16 protein-coding genes are annotated in these 18,095 nt (G+C 52.4%); 7 read left to right on the plus strand and 9 right to left on the minus strand.

The genetic code is table 11. The features are described from left to right. Nucleotides 1–8 precede the first annotated feature (8 nt). The gene (locus Ga0123462_RS03530; protein ID WP_100265024.1) at nucleotides 9–1,367 is read left to right on the plus strand and encodes an MFS transporter; all 1,359 of its coding nucleotides are present in this window, start codon (nucleotides 9–11) and stop codon (nucleotides 1,365–1,367) included. A gap of 406 nt (nucleotides 1,368–1,773) precedes the next feature. On the opposite strand, the gene Ga0123462_RS03535 is transcribed toward Ga0123462_RS03530, so the two are convergent. Further along, nucleotides 1,774–2,379, minus strand: coding sequence for an SCO family protein (locus Ga0123462_RS03535; protein WP_100265025.1), 606 nt, complete (start codon nucleotides 2,377–2,379; stop codon nucleotides 1,774–1,776). A gap of 100 nt (nucleotides 2,380–2,479) precedes the next feature. Here Ga0123462_RS03535 and Ga0123462_RS03540 point away from each other — a divergent pair, with 100 nt between their 5' ends. After that, a complete protein-coding gene (locus Ga0123462_RS03540; RefSeq protein ID WP_100265026.1) occupies nucleotides 2,480–2,887 on the plus strand; it encodes a hypothetical protein in 408 nt (135 codons plus the stop codon). 3 nt (nucleotides 2,888–2,890) lie between these two features. Here the strand turns inward: Ga0123462_RS03540 and Ga0123462_RS03545 are convergent, their stop codons facing one another. After that, nucleotides 2,891–3,274: a c-type cytochrome gene (locus Ga0123462_RS03545; protein WP_100265027.1), complete on the minus strand. Its 384-nt coding sequence runs from the start codon at nucleotides 3,272–3,274 to the stop codon at nucleotides 2,891–2,893. A gap of 233 nt (nucleotides 3,275–3,507) precedes the next feature. On the opposite strand from Ga0123462_RS03545, the gene Ga0123462_RS03550 reads away from it, so the two are divergent. Next, nucleotides 3,508–4,158 (plus strand): N-acetylmuramoyl-L-alanine amidase, encoded by a 651-nt coding sequence (locus Ga0123462_RS03550; RefSeq protein ID WP_157821257.1) that lies wholly within the window; start codon nucleotides 3,508–3,510, stop codon nucleotides 4,156–4,158. Nucleotides 4,159–4,264: 106 nt separating this feature from the next. Here Ga0123462_RS03550 and yjgA read toward each other — a convergent pair whose 3' ends face one another. Continuing rightward, nucleotides 4,265–4,774, minus strand: coding sequence for a ribosome biogenesis factor YjgA (gene yjgA, locus Ga0123462_RS03555; protein ID WP_100265029.1), 510 nt, complete (start codon nucleotides 4,772–4,774; stop codon nucleotides 4,265–4,267). A 330-nt stretch (nucleotides 4,775–5,104) separates the two neighbouring features. Next, the gene (locus Ga0123462_RS03560; protein WP_100265030.1) at nucleotides 5,105–6,697 is read right to left on the minus strand and encodes a peptide chain release factor 3; all 1,593 of its coding nucleotides are present in this window, start codon (nucleotides 6,695–6,697) and stop codon (nucleotides 5,105–5,107) included. A gap of 143 nt (nucleotides 6,698–6,840) precedes the next feature. Between Ga0123462_RS03560 and Ga0123462_RS03565 the strand changes: the two genes are divergently transcribed. The 4 genes from Ga0123462_RS03565 to Ga0123462_RS03580 all read left to right on the plus strand — a co-directional run bounded on the left by Ga0123462_RS03565 (nucleotide 6,841) and on the right by Ga0123462_RS03580 (nucleotide 12,880). Beyond that, complete coding sequence (locus Ga0123462_RS03565; RefSeq protein WP_100265031.1) at nucleotides 6,841–7,545, plus strand: TVP38/TMEM64 family protein; 705 nt, start codon at nucleotides 6,841–6,843, stop codon at nucleotides 7,543–7,545. Beyond that, nucleotides 7,542–8,966 carry a dihydrolipoyl dehydrogenase family protein gene (locus Ga0123462_RS03570; RefSeq protein WP_100265032.1) on the plus strand — a complete coding sequence of 475 codons (1,425 nt, stop codon included), beginning with the start codon at nucleotides 7,542–7,544 and terminating at the stop codon, nucleotides 8,964–8,966. The genes Ga0123462_RS03565 and Ga0123462_RS03570 overlap by 4 nt, the downstream gene beginning before the upstream one ends. Before the next feature lie 85 nt (nucleotides 8,967–9,051). After that, entirely contained in the window at nucleotides 9,052–10,302 is a 1,251-nt protein-coding gene (locus Ga0123462_RS03575) for an OmpP1/FadL family transporter (protein WP_100265033.1), read from the plus strand. Between the two features lie 121 nt (nucleotides 10,303–10,423). Then, on the plus strand, nucleotides 10,424–12,880 hold the full coding sequence (locus tag Ga0123462_RS03580; RefSeq protein WP_100265034.1) for an acyl-CoA dehydrogenase: 2,457 nt from the start codon (nucleotides 10,424–10,426) through the stop codon (nucleotides 12,878–12,880). On the opposite strand, the gene Ga0123462_RS03585 is transcribed toward Ga0123462_RS03580, so the two are convergent. Genes Ga0123462_RS03585 through Ga0123462_RS03605 form a run of 5 tightly spaced genes read right to left on the minus strand, consistent with a single transcriptional unit; the run spans nucleotide 12,877 to nucleotide 18,056 of the window. After that, nucleotides 12,877–13,254, minus strand: a complete 378-nt coding sequence (locus Ga0123462_RS03585) for a hypothetical protein (protein ID WP_100265035.1) — start codon at nucleotides 13,252–13,254, stop codon at nucleotides 12,877–12,879. The genes Ga0123462_RS03580 and Ga0123462_RS03585 overlap by 4 nt on opposite strands. A gap of 51 nt (nucleotides 13,255–13,305) precedes the next feature. Continuing rightward, nucleotides 13,306–14,040, minus strand: coding sequence for an outer membrane protein assembly factor BamD (locus tag Ga0123462_RS03590; protein WP_100265036.1), 735 nt, complete (start codon nucleotides 14,038–14,040; stop codon nucleotides 13,306–13,308). 11 nt (nucleotides 14,041–14,051) lie between these two features. After that, a complete protein-coding gene (gene pgeF / locus Ga0123462_RS03595; protein ID WP_100265037.1) occupies nucleotides 14,052–14,816 on the minus strand; it encodes a peptidoglycan editing factor PgeF in 765 nt (254 codons plus the stop codon). Then, nucleotides 14,809–15,783: an RluA family pseudouridine synthase gene (locus Ga0123462_RS03600; protein WP_100265038.1), complete on the minus strand. Its 975-nt coding sequence runs from the start codon at nucleotides 15,781–15,783 to the stop codon at nucleotides 14,809–14,811. Before Ga0123462_RS03600 ends, pgeF begins: the two co-directional genes overlap by 8 nt. Continuing rightward, nucleotides 15,780–18,056, minus strand: a complete 2,277-nt coding sequence (locus Ga0123462_RS03605; RefSeq protein ID WP_232726596.1) for an Rne/Rng family ribonuclease — start codon at nucleotides 18,054–18,056, stop codon at nucleotides 15,780–15,782. The genes Ga0123462_RS03600 and Ga0123462_RS03605 overlap by 4 nt, the downstream gene beginning before the upstream one ends. Between the last annotated feature and the right edge of the window lie 39 nt (nucleotides 18,057–18,095).

Below are 18,095 nucleotides of genomic sequence, written 5' to 3' on the forward strand. Positions count from 1 at the left end.
TTTAACCCATGAATCAGCTCGAACGTCGCAGCGTATTTTCGCTGGCGGGAATTTACGGCCTGCGCATGCTGGGACTGTTCATGATCCTGCCGGTATTTTCGCTTTATGCTGAGGGGCTTGAGGGGGTCACCCCGATGCTTGTCGGCGTAGCACTAGGTGTTTACGGGTTGACCATGGCGATCTTCCAGATCCCGTTTGGTATGCTATCCGACCGTTTTGGTCGCAAGCCGATCATCACTATAGGCCTGCTTCTTTTTGCCCTCGGCAGCTTGATTGCCGCGATGTCCGATACGATATGGGGTGTAATTATCGGTCGTGCTATTCAGGGCTCAGGTGCCATAGCTGCTGCAATGATGGCACTGATGGCCGATCTCACTGAAGAGCAGGAGCGCACCAAGGCGATGGCGATCATGGGCGTTGCCATCGGTATGTCATTCACGCTGGCGCTTATGGTGGGACCAATACTTAACGCGAGCATGGGTGTGGATGGTATTTTCTGGCTGACAGCTGTTCTGGCCGCAGCAGGCATTGCCATACTCTTCCTGCTGGTTCCTGATCCCAAACACCTCAATTTCCACCGCGAGGTAGAGACAGTACCTGCGCAACTGAAACAGGTATTTTTCGATGCGCAGCTGTTCAGGCTCGATGTCGGTATTTTGGTACAGCACGGCATTATGATGGCTATGTTCACTGCACTACCTTTTGTCCTCAGGGATAAGCTGGGTTTGCCTGCAGATGAACATGCATGGTTCTATCTGCCGGTACTGATGCTCTCTGTGCTAGGTATGGCCCCACTGGTCATGCTTGCCGAGAAAAAACAGAAGATGAAACAGGTGTTTATCGGTTCGGTCCTGTTGATGGCTCTGTCCGAAATTCTCCTGGGTACTGACCAGCGCTCTCTGGTCGCCGTCGGAATCGGCCTGTTTTTCTTTTTCGTCGCTTTTAATGTGCTTGAGGCGAGCCTGCCGTCACTGATCTCACGTCTGGCCCCGGTGGAAAGCAAGGGCACCGCGATGGGGGTTTATTCAACTTCTCAGTTCCTCGGTGCCTTTATTGGCGGGGCAGGGGGCGGCTGGCTGTCGGGGGCATTCGGCATACAGGCCGTTTTTTTCGCCTGCGCGATCGTTGCGCTGGGATGGTTGCTGCTTGCGCTGGGCATGAAGGTTCCAGCCTATCTCTCTTCATTCATGCTGCATGTCGAGGTGTCTGATCAGCGTGCTGCAGAGCAGTTGGCCGCCAAACTGATGCAGCTGCCCGGGGTGCACGAAGCCAGCGTGATAGTAGAGGATGGCGTTGCCTATCTGAAAGTGGATAAAAAGAAGTTTGATTCGAAGCTGGCAACTTCATTAACTGAAGCGCTCTCCTGACGGGCAGCAGAATAACGCCCTGTTCCGGCTAATGTGGATGTCGTTGTTCTTACTACTTCAACCTTAGTTTTTCCAGGATTCCGACCCGATTCTCCAACTCAAGTATTGCTGTTTGCAGGTCATTTGCCGTCCACGACGAGTATATCAACAATAAAACTATTACCAGCAAAAGGACAATTATTATTCCCCTTTCATAACTGAAGTCTTCCATAAAGCCCATTTGGTTTACCTCAAATCATATTTCGAAGTCATTCCACTTATATAATCCGGTTACCGTTATTATAGGACATATTTCTTTCATTTGCAGAACAGCACTGGCTTGATATATGTGAGATCTGCTTTTAGGGGAACAGGGGTGCAGCAGACATCCCTATAAACCGGTGCAGGCTGTCAGTCGCATCTATGTTTATTCAGCCCAGCGTATCCACTTTCGCAGCGCTTCCACAATCTCTTCAGAGGAGCTCTGGTGGCTGATAAGCTCGCCAAGCTTGCCGTCAGGACGCATAACATAAACATAGGTGCCATGGTTCATGAGATAGTTGCCCTTGGCATTCACCTCGTCCTTCTCAAAAGGCACCATGAAGGCTTTGGTTGCAACCTTCAGCTCTTCTTCACTGCCGGTCAGGCCGATGATATCCGGATGAAAATAGGTGGCATACTTATGGACTCTTTCAGGAGTGTCTCGTCCAAAGTCAATGGCGATAAAGACAGCGCGTACTTTCTCCTTTTCATCCTCATTAAGCATTCTCAGTGCATTGCCAAAGTTGACCAGCGTGTTGGGGCAGACATCAGGGCAGTGTGTGTATCCAAAGAAGACGACACTTGCTTTGCCGGCAAGATCTGAAAATGAAACCGATCTGTCTGCACCGTGCAACGTAAAGTCAGTAAGTTTCTCATCAAATTCCGGATACTTGGGTGTCGGAATTTTATTCAGGTTATAGAGCCCGAAGCCGATCATGCAGAGGGCCAGAATCAGGACAATAATTGGAAACTTGCTGGAATTGCTGCTCATATTGTGGGTTTCTCCATGAAACGGTATGCGAAGTAGCCTTTGCTAGGATCGAAGCATAGCATCACTGTAGCAGCCAATACAGAATGACAGAGGAGGGGTGATGAATGACTATCTAGTCTCATTCCTCTTTTATCTGGTGCCGGCCAACGTACTCGCCATTACCATCATCCTTCTGGGCCGTCGTAAAGATGTATACTTCAGCTTTATCGAATACCTTTTGATCTACCTGCCGTGGGCGGGTTTTATTGCTCTGACGCTGGTGATCTTCGGGGGGCTCGATAAGGTCCCGTCGCTGCCCGTTATCAAGGTGTTTCTGATCGTACTGCAGTCTATCGGAGCAGGTGTGATGGGCGGTGCGATACTGATGCCTCGACTGGTGATGAGGGACTCCAAGATGCGACCGCTCGGCATTACGGCAATCAGTGCAACACTGATAACTGTGCTTTATGTGAAATTCAGGATGATGCTCTTTATCATGGTCGAAGGTCTCTCTGCAGCTATTACCTGAGGCCTAGATATGTTTCAGATATTCGACGATCAGTGCACGTTTCTCCGCATCCTTGATGCCGGGGATCTTCATACGGGTTTCAGGGTGGACGCCTGTCGGGCTTTCGATCCAGGCATCGAGTGAAACCTCATTCCACACTTCGACCGGAATTCCCTTGGTTCTAGGGGCTTGGCCAAAGATGCCTTTCAGCGACGGGCCGACCTTGCGCACGGTTTTATCGAAGAAGTGACAGTTGCCGCACTCGGTTCGCGCAATGGCGGCTCCCGGCATCGACTCCAGTTCAATGTTTTTGGCGGTGGAGCCGATGACGCCACCGGAATCCTCCCCACATCCTGCCATTGTTGCAGCAGATAGAATTAGCAGTGCCGGGATAGTAGAGCGTTTCATGGTCAACCTCACCTGTTCGGAAGTGGACGCATGCTACCATATCCGGCATGTATTATTCATCTTCCTGTCGAGTGGCTAATGGCCGTCTGGAATCCCTGTTTGCGTACCCCTGAAAAGCGTCTATAAAAATAGATAGCAGCGAAGGAGGGAGCATGAACCATTCAATCAAATCACATCGTCTGTATGAATAAAACGCACCTATTGATTTCCAGTTGTCACCAAACAGAAGTTCAGTGATCAAGCCGGAAGGGATCATTTTACATGATACAGCCGGAAGGCTGGATAAAGGCAACTGTGTCAGCTGGTTTCTAAAAAAAGAGGCAAGTGCTTCTGCGCATCTAGTGGTGGAACGTGATGGCTCGGTTACCCAGATGGTGCCATTCAATATCAAAGCGTGGCATGCAGGCAGTTCCATTCTGGACGGGCGCAGTGGCTGTAACGGCTTTTCCATCGGCATTGAAATTGTTAATCCAGGAAAGCTAGAAAAAACCGAGGGAGGTTATCGCTCCTGGTTCAAGAAAGTCTATACGGAAGCTGATGGTGATATCCGTGCAGCTTCTTCACGCTATCATGGCGATGGCTATTGGATGGACTATACAGAGGCGCAAATCAACTCTGTTACCGATATCTGCAGCGCGCTAGCGACCAAATACGATATGAACTTTATCGAACCTCACTGGTTTGTCAGTCCGGGAAGGAAGCGGGATACAAACCCGCTATTTCCGCTCGATCACCTTCGAACCTTCGCACTTGGCCGCGGGGATAACGGAGTCGAAAGGGTTGAAAAGAGAGTCGTTGCCACGAGCCTGAATGTACGTGGCGGAGCCGGCATCGGGTTTGAAAAGATGGAGTGGGGGCCTCTCAGAGGGGGGGGCGATAGTTAAAGTGCTTGGTCAGGATGTAGACGAGCAGGGCGGCACCTGGTCGTTTGTTGCACTTGATGAAAATAATGGATGGGTAAGCGACCGCTATCTGGCAGCTGTCTAATTCCTACTGACAGATAATATCCCGGAGCAGGCGGAAGAGGGCACGCGAGGATTTGTGCGGCTTGTTCTCCAGAGCCTCCTTGTTGGCATTGCGCACCAGCTGCCTGATCTGGCCGGAATCGGCCAGCGGGTAGAGACCCATGAACTCGGTAAGGGCATCATGCCCCTCAGAAATCAGGCGATCGCGCCAGCGTTCGGTACGGTGGAAATTTTTGTCCTGCTCACTCTTCTTCGCATCTAGTTCCGCAATGGTTTCCATGAATGATTCGGTTTCGATCTGGCGAAGCAGTTTGACGATGAACTTGAACTGACGCTTTTCGGCGCCATGTTTCATGCTCTGAACATCAATCAGCGCCTGAAAGAGCTCTTTCGGAAGATCCATCTTTTCAAGTGCAACGGCATCCAGCCTGGAGAGGCTTTTGGCCAGATCGTGCAACTCGGCGATTTCACGCTTCTGCTGGGTCTTGTTCAACCGAGCGACGTTTTCGTGTTCCTCATCATAGGTATCGTACATGGGTCGCTAGTGTAGCGAGCCGTTCAGCGAAATACAGAGCGCTCTTTCACAGATCTGCTTACATAAACTGTAGATGGAACTCTTAAACCCTTCCGATGCTGTATCTGTTGTAAAGGACACAATAGTCATTTGGGCAGCCATCAGGCCGCCCGAAGGATGAGGGAGGGACATGGAGCCCCGAATCACAAATCTACAGGAGAGTAGATTTGGACGAGCTTGAGCTCGCCCGTCGGGTGAGGGACATGAAGGCCTCGAATCACAAATCTACAGGAGAGTAGATTTGGACGAGCTTGAGTTCGCCCGTCGGGTGAGGGACATGGACGCCCCGAATCAGATATGTTCTCTGGTTTTATGGAAGGTGATATCCGGCCACTGCTCTTCGGTGTAGCTGAGTTTCCATGCACTTGGTGCGAGATAGGCCAGACAACCATCCGCATCCTCGGCGAGTGCCGAGTCGAACAGGCGGATGAACTCGGCCAGCTTCTTCTCATTGTCTGAGGTGATCCAGCGCGCAACCTGGAAGTCTGTGGCGACATAGTCGGCATCCACCTTGTACTCCGCCTTCAGTCTTGCCACGGTTACATCGAACTGCAGTACGCCAACTGCGCCGAGGATATAGTCGCCACCAAGATTGGTCTTGAACACCTGTACTGCGCCCTCTTCGGAAAGCTGAACGAGTCCTTTGTGCAGCTGTTTACGTTTCATCGGATCAATCAGGCGAACACGACGGAACAGCTCAGGCGCAAAGTTCGGAATACCGGTGAACTTCAGAGGTTCCTTTGTGGTGAATGTGTCGCCAATCTTGATCGTGCCGTGGTTATGAATGCCGATAATGTCGCCGGCATAAGCCTCCTCAACATGAGCGCGATCCTGTGACATAAATATTACGGCATTAGGAATCTTCACATCTTTAGCAATGCGGTGATGGCGTACAGCCATACCCTTCTTGAACTTGCCTGAACAGATGCGGAAAAAGGCGATACGGTCGCGGTGGGCGGGATCCATATTGGCCTGAATCTTGAAACAGAAACCGGAGAACTGTTCCTCATCCGGATTTACAGTGCGCTCCATCGCTTCGCGCGGACCCGGATGGGGGGCAAGTTCGCAGAAGGCATCCAGCAACTCTTTAACGCCGAAGTTGTTAACCGCTGAGCCGAAAAACACTGGCGACTGACTTCCAGCCAGGAAGTGCTCGAGATCGAATGGATCTGCGGCACCTTCTAGCAGTTCAATATTCTCGCGCAGTTCCTGGGCCTGATGGCCGAGCAGTTCGTCGAGTTTCGGATCGCTGAGATCTTCGATATGGACCGTTTTGAAATCGCGTGTTTCAGCGCCTGCTGCAAATAGGTTAAGCTCCTTCTTATAGAGGTTGTATACGCCCTTAAACGATTTTCCCATGCCGATCGGCCAGGTCATCGGCGTGCACTCGATCTGCAGCTTCTCCTCAATGTCGGCAAGGATATCGAGTGGTTCCATGCCTTCGCGGTCGAGTTTGTTGATAAAGGTAACGATAGGGGTGTTACGCATACGGCACACCTCCATCAGCTTCTCAGTTTGAGGCTCCACACCTTTGGCTGAATCAATTACCATCATGGCTGAATCGACTGCGGTAAGTACGCGGTAGGTATCTTCAGAGAAGTCCTGATGACCCGGAGTGTCGAGCAGGTTGACTTCGAATTCACGCTTGTCGATTTTGTAGTTGAATTTCATCACCGATGAGGCGACAGAGATACCGCGCTCCTGCTCGATTTTCATCCAGTCGGAGGTGGCGTGCCTGCTTGCTTTGCGTGCTTTCACAGCACCGGCCATCTGAATCGCGCCACCGAACATTAACAGCTTTTCGGTCAGCGTGGTTTTACCGGCATCGGGATGTGAAATGATCCCGAATGTGCGACGTTTCTCGATTTCAGACTGCAAACTCATGTAGACATCTCCTGCAAAGGTCGCGCAGTGTACAGAAGCGGAGGGTGCTTGTGGAATATCTGTTTTCATTAATCTGTAATCGCTGGCGCCTTTGCCCGACTAAGGTGGCATGCGATTGAATATGAAGTTGAGGATCTCCTGATATGGTGAAACGCCTGCTACCTCTGGGGCTGATTGCTGCAGTCGCGGTTCTGTTCATGTTTTTTGATATGGATCGCTTCATAAGCATAGAGGCTCTACGCGAACACAGATCGCAGCTTCTGGATTGGGTTGCTGAACATGATCTTGCTGCACCAATTGCCTATATGGCTGTCTATGTCGCTATCGTTGCCTTCTCCTTGCCTGCGGGGACAGCGATGACGGTAGCGGGCGGTTTTCTGTTCGGTGCCTTTGCCGGAGGAGTATATACGGTTGTTGGAGCAACCATAGGGGCAGTAGCCCTGTTTCTGATTGCCAAAACTTCGCTCGGTGACTATCTGCTGGCCAGAGCGGGAAATGGTGTAAAAAAGATGCAGGCAGGTTTCGCTGAAAATGCCTGGAGCTATATGTTCGTACTGCGTCTGGTGCCGATCTTCCCCTTTTTCCTTGTCAATCTGGTGCCGGCATTCCTTGGTGTGCCTCTGAGAATCTATGTTGTTGCCACCTTCCTGGGAATTATGCCGGCAACCTTTGTCTTTGCTTTGGCCGGATCGGGCTTGGGGAGTGTGCTGGATCAGGGGGGTGAGGTCTCGATTCAGGGCGTGATGACGCTTGAGGTTGTCGCTGCTCTTTTCGGTCTGGCCCTGTTAAGCATGATTCCAGTGATTTATAAACATATTCGCAAACCGGCAAATGGAGAGATTAAGTGAGCAATAAGATCAGTGTGGATATCTGCATCATTGGAGCCGGTTCCGGTGGTTTAAGTGTGGCTGCAGGGGCATCTCAGATGGGGGCAAAGGTGGCGCTCATTGAGAAGGGGGAGATGGGGGGTGACTGCCTGAATTCGGGTTGTGTGCCATCCAAGGCGCTGCTTGCTGCAGCCCATGCAGCCCAAAATATGCGTGATGCAGGCCGGTTTGGCATCCAGACTGTCGAACCTGAGGTGGACTGGAGTGCAGTTCACGGTCACGTGCATGAAGTGATAAAGTCGATTGCTCCGAACGATTCGCAGGAACGCTTTGAGGGGCTTGGCGTGACCGTGGTTCGAGCTGCAGCCAGCTTTATCAATGAACGGACTGTTCTGGCCGGCGATTATGAGGTCCGGGCCAAATACTTCGTGCTGGCGACAGGTTCTTCACCATTCGTGCCGCCTATAGAAGGGCTGGATAAGGTGTCCTATTTCACCAATGAGAATATCTTTGCCAATCGCGATCCGGTCAGACACCTGATCGTGATAGGAGGAGGGCCGATCGGCATTGAGATGGCACAGGCGTATCGGCGCCTGGGTGCCAGGGTGACCGTGATGGAGATGGCGCGACTGTTAATGAAGGATGATCCCGAACTGTCGAAGGTGGTGATCCGGAAGCTGACAGACGAGGGGGTCGAGTTTCATGAAGGGTGCAGAAACCTGAGGCTGGAAAAACAGGACGACGGTGGGATTGCGGCACTTTGTGAAACGGATGCCGGAGCGCAGTGCGTATCTGGTTCGCACCTGCTGATTGCTACGGGGCGCAGGGCTAATGTGAAAGGCCTGAATCTGGACGCGGCAGCTGTTTCATACAGCCCTCACGGCGTTGAAGTGGATACTCGCCTGCGAACAAGCAACAGACGGATATTTGCCATCGGCGATGTTGCAGGCCCTTATCAGTTCACCCACATGGCCGCATATCAGGCCGGTATCGTGATCCGAAATATGCTGTTCAAGCTTCCTGCCAGGGTAAATTACTCATCGGTTCCATGGGTTACCTACAGCGACCCGGAGCTGGCGCATGTCGGAATGAGTGAGGCAGATGCGATTCAGGCAGGTAGGGAGGTTCGCATACTGCGTTGGAGCTTTACGGAGAATGACCGTGCACAGTCTGAGAGGCGGACCGAAGGGTTGATCAAGGTGGTGACTACAGCAAAAGGGGTGATCCTTGGCGCCAGTATCGTTGGCTTGCATGCAGGGGAGTTGATCCAGCCGTGGGTATTGGCCATTACTCAGAAACTGAAGATCGGTGCAATGGCTTCGATGATCGCGCCTTACCCTACGCTTGCGGAGGCAAACAAACGGATTGCCGGCAGTTTTTTCACCGACAGGCTTTTTTCTTCGGCGACAAGGAGGCTGGTCAGGTTATTGTTGAAATTTTGACGCTCCCCCCAAATCCGGTTTGCATGAGCCGAAAATAGTGTTTATGCTCTATGCGTTACGCCAATTCTTGGAGGAGGGAGTGTTCATGAAACGAAATATTCTATTGGTTTCGATGCTGTTTGCCGGCATTTCGACCGCACAGGCGGGTGGATATATGGTCGGTGAGATGGCCACTCGTGCCACCGGTATGGCAAGCGCCTTTACTGCGGTGGCCGATGACGCTTCGGCGGCCTGGCACAATCCGGCCGGGGTGGCCTTTACCGAAGGCAGGCAGCTGATGCTTGGCAGTGCCGTGATCCTTACCAGCAACGATTTTACCAGCAACAGTTCCAACCTGATTCCTGCACCTGCTACATCGGTGAAGGCAAAGGATGGGACCTTCTTTATTCCACATGCCTATTTCACCTACTGGGATGAGGAGTCAAGCCTGGGGGCTTCTCTCAGCATCAATTCCCCTTTTGGATTGGAGACCGATTGGCCCACAACAGGGTTGTTTGCAAGCAAGAATACATTTTCCCGAATTAACATGGTGATGATCAACCCGAGCGTTATTTTCGAGGTTTCAGGTCACCTCTCTTTTGCAGCAGGTGTCGACTATGCCTATGTTAACAAAGTTGATCTCAATAATACCGCACAGCTTCTTAGTGGAGATGGCGATGGCTGGGGCGGCAACGCTTCCATTCTCTATAAAGGAGATAGTTTCAATTTTGGTGTTACATATCGAAGCAGGATTAAGGTCGACATTAAAAATGGGTTGATTACTGGTGGGCCTGCGTTGGCCGGAGTTCTTCCCGCTCTGGTTGGTGCCACAACCACAGGCAATACATCACTTACCCTTCCTGACCAGCTTAATGTTGGGTTTGCATTTATGCCTAACGAGCAGTGGACATTGAGTTTTGATGCTGATTGGGTGAACTGGAAGACCTTCAAGGAGATTCGTATCCAGTATACCCCTTCCCTTCTGTCGACTGTTCTGACTGGTGGTACCAATGTGAATACTCTTCCTGAAAACTGGAAAGCAACTATCGACCTCAGGGCAGGTGCTGAGTGGAAATATCTGCCGAACATGCGCGCACGGTTTGGCTATATCTTCTCTCCTACTCCGATCAAAGATGTTGATTTCTCACCATCAATTCCGGGAAATGACCGTCATATTGTATCAATCGGGCATGGCTACGACTTCACTCCTGAAACAACACTTGATCTCGCATATGCCTATGTTCATATCAACAAGAGAAACCAGACACAGTCAACCGGTGGAACGAATGCTTTGAAGAACGGAACCTATAAAGGTAATGCACATATTCTTATGGCATCAATTAATCACCGTTTCTAATTGGCTGTCATCACCTGCTTTGAAGGGGGCCATAGGCCCCCTTTTTGTTGGGGATGTGTAAGTTTCATGTCTATACTAGTGACAAAGGTTCACATGGTTCGTTAAGCCTTTGGAGGTGAGCATGTTCTGGATTCTGCTTTTGGCCCTGCTTTTCGGATCACTACTTCTGCTGGTGCATACCAGACTCTCCCTCCAGCTATGGCTAGCCCTGCTGGCCGTTTCTGATGTTTTGCTGATGAGCGCCGGCATGAATTATGTGGTTGGTGTTCTGCTTCTTCTTTTGATCGCAGCCATATATCTCATCCTCTGCTTTGACGATACTCGCAGAATGCGGGTGAGCAGGCCGCTGCTCGATTATATCCGCAACGTACTGCCACCTATGTCACAGACTGAACGTGATGCGGTGGAGGCGGGTACGGTCTGGTGGGATGCGGAGCTTTTCCAGGGTAATCCGGACTGGAACATCCTGCTTAGCACACCGAAACCTGAACTCAGTGAAGAGGAACAAGCCTTCCTTGACGGCCCCGTGAACGAACTGTGTGGGATGCTTGATGATTGGCAGATCAATCACGAGTTGCGCGATCTTCCTGCCCATGTCTGGGATTTTATCCGCAGCAACGGCTTCTTTGGAATGATTATTCCGAAAAGCTACGGTGGACTGGAATTTTCCGCCTATGCGCATGGCTGTGTAATCCAGAAAATCGCCAGCCGAAGTGGTGCGGCAGCAGTGACGGTCATGGTGCCCAACTCGCTTGGCCCGGCTGAGCTCCTGCTGGCCTACGGTAGCGATGAGCAGAAAGATTATTATCTGCCGCGTCTTGCCAGCGGTGAGGAAATCCCCTGTTTTGCGTTGACAGGTCCGGATGCCGGCTCTGATGCCGGCTCGATCCCTGACACGGGCATTGTCTGCAAGGTTGAATTTGAAGGGCGGGAGACGCTTGGGCTTAGGCTTAACTGGGAGAAGCGTTATATTACTTTGGGGCCGATTGCCACGGTGCTTGGTCTGGCATTCCACGCTTACGATCCAGAGCACCTGCTGGGCGAAAAGGAGGACCTCGGCATTACCTGTGCATTGGTGCCGGCCAACTTTCCAGGTGTGGAGATTGGCGCCCGGCATGACCCGTTGAATATCGCTTTTCTTAATGGTCCGAATTACGGCAGAGATGTATTTATTCCGCTTGAGTGGGTGATTGGCGGAGAGAAGATGATAGGAAAAGGGTGGCGCATGCTGGTGGAGCGACTCTCCATCGGGCGCGGCATTTCCCTGCCTTCGCTGAGTGCAGCGGCGGGTAAAATGGCGTGTGATACTGCCGGTTCCTATGCCCGCCTGCGCAAGCAGTTCAGGACATCGATCGGCCGCTTTGAGGGGGTGGAGGAGGCGCTGGGCCGGATCGGCGGTATGACCTATATGATGGATGCTACGGTAAGGTTGACCACCTCTGCCCTTGATCAGGGTGAGAAGCCTGCTGTACTGACAGCTATCGCCAAACGCTATCTGACCGAAAGCATGCGCCAGGTCATCAACGATGCGATGGATGTACATGGTGGCCGCGGCATATGTCTCGGTCCATCCAATTATCTGGGACGAACCTACCAGTCGATACCTGTCGCCATTACCGTGGAGGGGGCAAATATCCTGACACGCAATATGATGGTGTTCGGTCAGGGTGCGATGCGATGCCATCCATGGCTGCAGAAAGAGATTGAGGCTGCCTCGGTTGAAGATGGGGATGAGGCGCTTCTCCGGTTCGATGAGGCGCTGATGTCCCACATCAGGTATACCATCTCCAATGCGGCCAGAGCGGCTCTCTACGGCCTGACAGGTGGCTACGCGGCATCTTCACCTGTGTCAGGTGTGACTGCGACCTACTATCGGCAGATTGCCCGGTATAGCGCTGCGATGTCAGCAATGGCCGATCTGGCTCTTTTGACGTTGGGTGGAACTCTGAAACGGAAGGAGTCCATATCCGGGCGTTTTGCCGATGCCATGGCCTATCTCTACCTCGCATCTGCGGTACTTAAACGTTTCGAAGATGAGGGGCGCCAGCAGGGGGATCTGCCGCTGGTTCACTGGTCGTGTCAGTTTTCACTTTATCAGGTGGAGCAGGCACTGGCCGGCGTGATTCGCAATTTCCCGATCAGACTGGCGGCATGGAAGATGCGTGCCTGGGCTTTTCCGCTGGGCATGCATCGCAATCCTCCGAATGATCACCTCACCCATCAGGTGGCGAAGCTTCTGATCGAACCCTCAGGGTCCCGTGAGCGCCTTGTTGCTGGCATCTATAGCCCAGCAGATGAAGAGGATATGACCGGTCGTCTGCACCATGCAATGGCGTTGACCATTCAGGTTGAACCGATTGAGAAACGACTTCATAAAGCAGGTATTATTTATACCCCGGATCACTCCTATAGCGACTGGATCGCGATGCTTGTTAAGGATCAGACTATAAACAGAGAGGAGGGGGACTTGCTCATGGCCGCAAAAGCTGCTGTAAGAAATGCCATCATGGTCGATGATTTCCCGATTGACATGTGGGGAGGTAAGCATGCCAATGAAAAGGAACTGGCTCCGATCTAGTAAAGGCCTCCACTGATTTTCCAGCCCTGAACCGTTCTGGTCAGTTCAATACGTTCGCGCTGAGTGGTCTCACGCCACATGTTGTCAGCTTTGACCTTCAGCCTGTAACTCTGTTCGCAGAGGGCATGCTCATCATCGATCATGTAGATGGTACGATCACTGGAGCCCATCTCCATCGCATCGAATTGAGTGAATAACCTCTTCATTCTGGCTGTGGCCTCAGCTGCGCTCTGGTTCTTGTCTCCGTAGTCTGGATGAAGCAGGCTTTTATAGCTGTTAATATCCTGGCTTCTGATTGCCGCTTCACGGGCATCAAGTGTCTGGTGAATTGCCTGCCTTTCATTGTCACAAGAGCAGAGCAGCAGCAATGCCATCACTAGAGCAGCAGTTATATTGTGGGAATTCAGCAATGTAACGTTCCAGGCTTAGAGATACTCTTTGACCCTGCTGCTCCATTCGCTGTTCGGATAGTTGTGTCTGAGTAAGAGGGCCATCTGGCGTGCATCTTTAAAGAGGCCCATTTCGGCATATGAAGCTGCAAGATAATAGAGCGATTCTTCGATTGCCGAAGTTGTCTGATACTCCTTGATCACCGTCTGGAAACGGTTGGCAGCTGCGACATAGCGCTCGCGATCAAAATAGTATTTACCTACGATCAGTTCGTGCGATGCAATGGTGTCGTACAACTTCTGCAGTCGGGCCTGCCCGTCTTTGGCATATTTGCTTCTCGGGTGCTCACTGATCAGTCTTTTGAAGGCTTCGATGGCAAGCTTATTGTGTGTCGGATCCTTTGATTCCGAGCCCCGCTGTTTATAGTGACTCATGGCCAGCATATATAATGCGTAGTCGACATGTGGATGCTTGGGGTGACGTTCTACGAAGCTCTCGCTCAACATTTCAGACAGGATGAACTCACTGCCTTTATAGGCGGCAAAGATGCGCAGCAGTTCTCCTTTGGCGGCATAGGTACTGTACGGGAAGTTGGCGCTGAACTTCTCAAGTTCGAACGCGGCCATATTATACTCGCCTTTTTCAACTCTCTTTTTCGCAGCTTCATACTGTTTTTCAGCTTCGGTGTACTCAATGTCATCGGAAGCACATCCCGAGAACAGGGCCAGCAGAGGGATAACGGACAGATGGCGGAGAAGGCGGATATTCATAGTTGCGGAGTTTACGGTCTTGAGGGCAGTGCGACAACGGCCAGATGTCTGCCACTGTTTCGTCCATTTCTGCGATAGGAGTAATAGCGCTCAGGATGGCATACGGTACACTCATCAAAGCTCTCAATGTTCTCAGGGTTCAGGCCACTCTGCTTTAGTTGCAGTCGGTTCAGCTCCCTGATATCGGCCCTGATTTCGGAGCTGTGTCGAATACAGGTTGCTGCATCCTCACAGCAATCTGCAAGTTGTTCAGCGGCCTCTTCGCCGATGACAAAGCAGCAATTTCCGATGCATGGTCCCAGCGTAGCAATCATCCTCTCAGGTCTGGCACCGAGTTGTTTCATCGCATCAACTGCCCGTGCGGCAACCGCTGCTGCAGTACCGCGCCAGCCTGCATGAACTGCAGCAATGATACCGGCTTCGGAATCAGCCAGTAGGAGCGGCAGACAGTCTGCAGTCCGCACGCCGAGTGCAGTGCCAGGCCGGGATGCAATCAAAATATCAGCACAAGCATCATGCAGATAACCTGTGCCGGAACAGTTGCAAATGTCTGTGCCATGCACCTGTCTGGCCTGATGCGGAAGCGCAGTGAGTCCGGCTGTTTTCAGAAGGATATCCAGATTCTGATCGATGTTATGATCGGCGTCGCCGATGTCCTTGCCGAAATTAAAACTGTCAAACGGAGCGGGACTTACTCCTCCGGTCCGCCGGGTAAACAGGCCGATAAGGCCATGTCGTTCAAGCAGCTCTGAGCGAAGGAGAGGGGAATCAGCCATAGTTCTGTTTCAAAGCCAGAGAGAGCCGTCGCAGGTCATCCGGCAGTGGTGCGGTAAAATGCAGGGCCTCGTCAGTGATCGGGTGCTTGAATGCAAGAACCTCTGCATGCAGCGCCTGTCTGGTCAGGGAGCAGATCAGACCTCTCGTCGGTTCGGGAATGTTAGAACCAGGATTATAACTGCGGCCATAAACCGGATCGCCAAGAATCGGAAGTTTTTCATGCGAGAGGTGGACGCGAATCTGGTGGGTGCGTCCGGTATGCAGTTGCAGCCTGAGCTGGCTGAACGGGCCGAAAATGTGTTCGACGGTTGCATCAGTAATCGCCTCGCGACCTCCGGTTACCACAGCCATCTTCTGACGTTGTTGCGGATGTCTGCCGACTGGCAGTTCAATTCTTTTCACGCGCCAGCTGGGGTTGCCGCGACACCAGGCAACGTACTGCCTGTCGAGATCATGTGCGGCAAACATTTCAGTCAACCGGCGGTGGCTGATCTCGGTTTTGGCAATCAGAAGGCTTCCAGAGGTGTCTTTATCTAGCCTGTGCACGATTCCCGGCCGCTCTACACCATTAATGCCGGGAAGGTTGGGGCAGTGGTGCAACAGAGCATGCACGAGTGTTCCCTGATCATGACCATGCGACGGATGCACGACCATGCCTGCCGGCTTGTTAATCACCAGCAGATGCTCATCCTCAAAGAGAATGTCGAGGGGGATATCCTCCGCGCTCAGTTCAAGCGGCTTTGTTGGGGGCAGGTCGATAGTGAACTGCTCACCCTCACGGACGCGCCTTGAGGGTTGAGTAAACAGGCAGCCATTACCATCCCGGATGAAGCCATCCTTGAGAAGTTGCTGGATATGATTCCGGCTCAGGCCACTTCCTGAGGCCAGAATCGCATCCGCACGTTTACCATCCTGATCGCTGGTTACGCAGACGAGCAGGGGATGTAAAGGGTCAGCTATGCTCACTCGCTCGGGGCAGCCACCGCGTCGGGTTTGCTCTCCTGCCTGGCTGCTGGATTCTGTTTTTCAGGGTTGGTTGCCACCTCAGATGCTGAGCTGGCGGATTCCTGTTTCTCAGCGCTGGCAGGTGTATCCTGACTGCTTGCAGCAGGTTTCCGCCTTCTTGGCCTGGAGCGTTTTTCCCTGCTCTCCTGACTGTTCTCACCACCTGTTTCAGGAGTTTCGCCGGAGCTGGCGCCCTGGCCTTCAGTCAGGCTCTGGTCCTGAGACTGAGATGAGTCGCCATCTTTACTGGCTGGGCGTCTACGCCTGCGCCTGCGCCTGCGAGGTTTGGCTTCACCGGCTGATTCATCATTTTCACTGGCGACAATATCAGTTGGCTCCGTTCTCTCAGGTCTGGGCTTGCGGGTGCGTTTGCGTTTTGGTTTCTGCGCTTCGCTGCTCTGCTTCTGTTCACTGTCGGAGGCAGCGACCTCGTCACCGTTTCTCTCACTTGAACCACGGCGACGATTCCTGCCGCCACGACTGCGACGTCGTTTCTGGCGCTGCTCTTCCTCTTCCTTGCGACGCTCCTCCTCTTCAGCCTCTCTCTGCAACCTCTCCTTGCGATTGGCCCCGGTGAGTATGTTGAGCAAGGTCTTTAGCGGCCCATCTTTCTTCACTTCAGGTTCAGGTGGAGGAGGTGTTGGGATGCCTACCACAGGTTTTACCGGCTTGAGTTTGCGACCGGAACGTGGTGGCTTGATCTTTTTGCTGGTGTCTTCAAGCACTTCAACCCGCTGCTGGTTGTTTTCAGTCCACTGGCGTTCGATACGGTAGTGCGGGATATCGAGATCCGGCCTGATCTGCAGGGTAATCTGAACCTCATTCACCTCTTCAATACGTGCGATATTTGCCCGCTTGTTGTTCATCAGGTATTCGCCGGTGTCCGATGGCACCTGAACGATAAGGGTCGGTTTTTTACCCTCTTCAGCCCAGTCCTCCATACGGGTGAGCATTTGCAAGGCCATCGATTCGACGGTGCGGATCGAGCCGCGGCCCTGGCAGCGCGGACAAGGTTCGGTGGTCGATTCCCGAACGGAGGGATGCAGGCGCTGACGACTCATTTCGAGCAGACCAAAGCGGGAAATGCGGGCGAACTGAATACGCGCCTTATCACCTTTGCACGCCTTGCGCAGCGTCTCTTCAACCTGTTGGCCATGCTTGCGGCTGGCCATATCGATAAAGTCGATCACGATCAGGCCGCCGATGTCGCGGATGCGTAATTGACGGGCAATCTCTTCTGCCGCCTCCAGATTGATGGCCAGGGCGGTATCATCGATATGCTTGCCTTTGGTGGCACGCGATGAGTTGATGTCAATTGCAGTCAGTGCTTCGGTCGGATCCAGAACAATGGAACCGCCAGAAGGCAGACGGATTTCACGCTCATGGATCTCTTCACACTGTGATTCAACACCATAATGGCGGAACAGTGGTTTTCTGCCGCGATAGAGTTTAACCAGTTTCTCTTTGCCGGGCAGTACGGCGTGAACAAACGCCTTGGTCTGGGTGTAGACCTCATGGTTATCAACCCATATCTCCTGTACATCATCGGAAAAGTGGTCGCGGATGGCACGGGTTGCCAGATCGCCCTCAAGGTAGATCAGGGCAGGGGACGGGGTGGTCTCGCTCTTGATGCGAATCTCATCCCAGAGACGGCGCAGGTAGTTGTAATCGCGCTGCAGTGCTTCAAGGTTCTGATCCTTTCCAGCAGTGCGGATAATCAACCCCATGTTTTCGGGCACTTCCAGCTGGGAGAGGATCTCCTTCATGGAGCGTCGCTCATCATCGGAGAGTTTGCGTGAGATGCCGCCACGTGTGGTGTTTGGGCTGAGGACCAGATAGCGGCCGGCCAGCGAAATCTGGGTGGTCAGCGCTGCACCCTTGTTGCCGCGCTCCTCTTTTACCACTTGAACAAGGATCTCCTGCTTCGGTTGCAGAATGTCCTGAATCGAGAGGTTTCGAGGATTGGCTGATTTATCGACACCCTCTTTCCAGTAGTCGGGGTGAATTTCGCTCAATGAGAGGAAACCCTGACGATTGGATCCGTATTCGACAAAAGCAGCCTGCAGGCTGGCCTCAACCTTGGTGATCTTGCCCTTATAAATGTTGCTTTTGGTCAGTGCTTTGCTTGCTGACTCGATATCCAGTTCATGCAGATATCCGTCCTCAACAATGGCTACGCGACTCTCTTCGTCGTGGTTTGCATTGATGAGCATGAGTTTCTTTGGTGTAGTCACGCCATCTTCCTTTTGGCGTTTGAGAGACTTCTCTGGTTA

It is taken from the genome of Mariprofundus ferrinatatus (assembly GCF_002795825.1).
In the GTDB taxonomy this organism is placed as follows: domain Bacteria; phylum Pseudomonadota; class Zetaproteobacteria; order Mariprofundales; family Mariprofundaceae; genus Mariprofundus; species Mariprofundus ferrinatatus.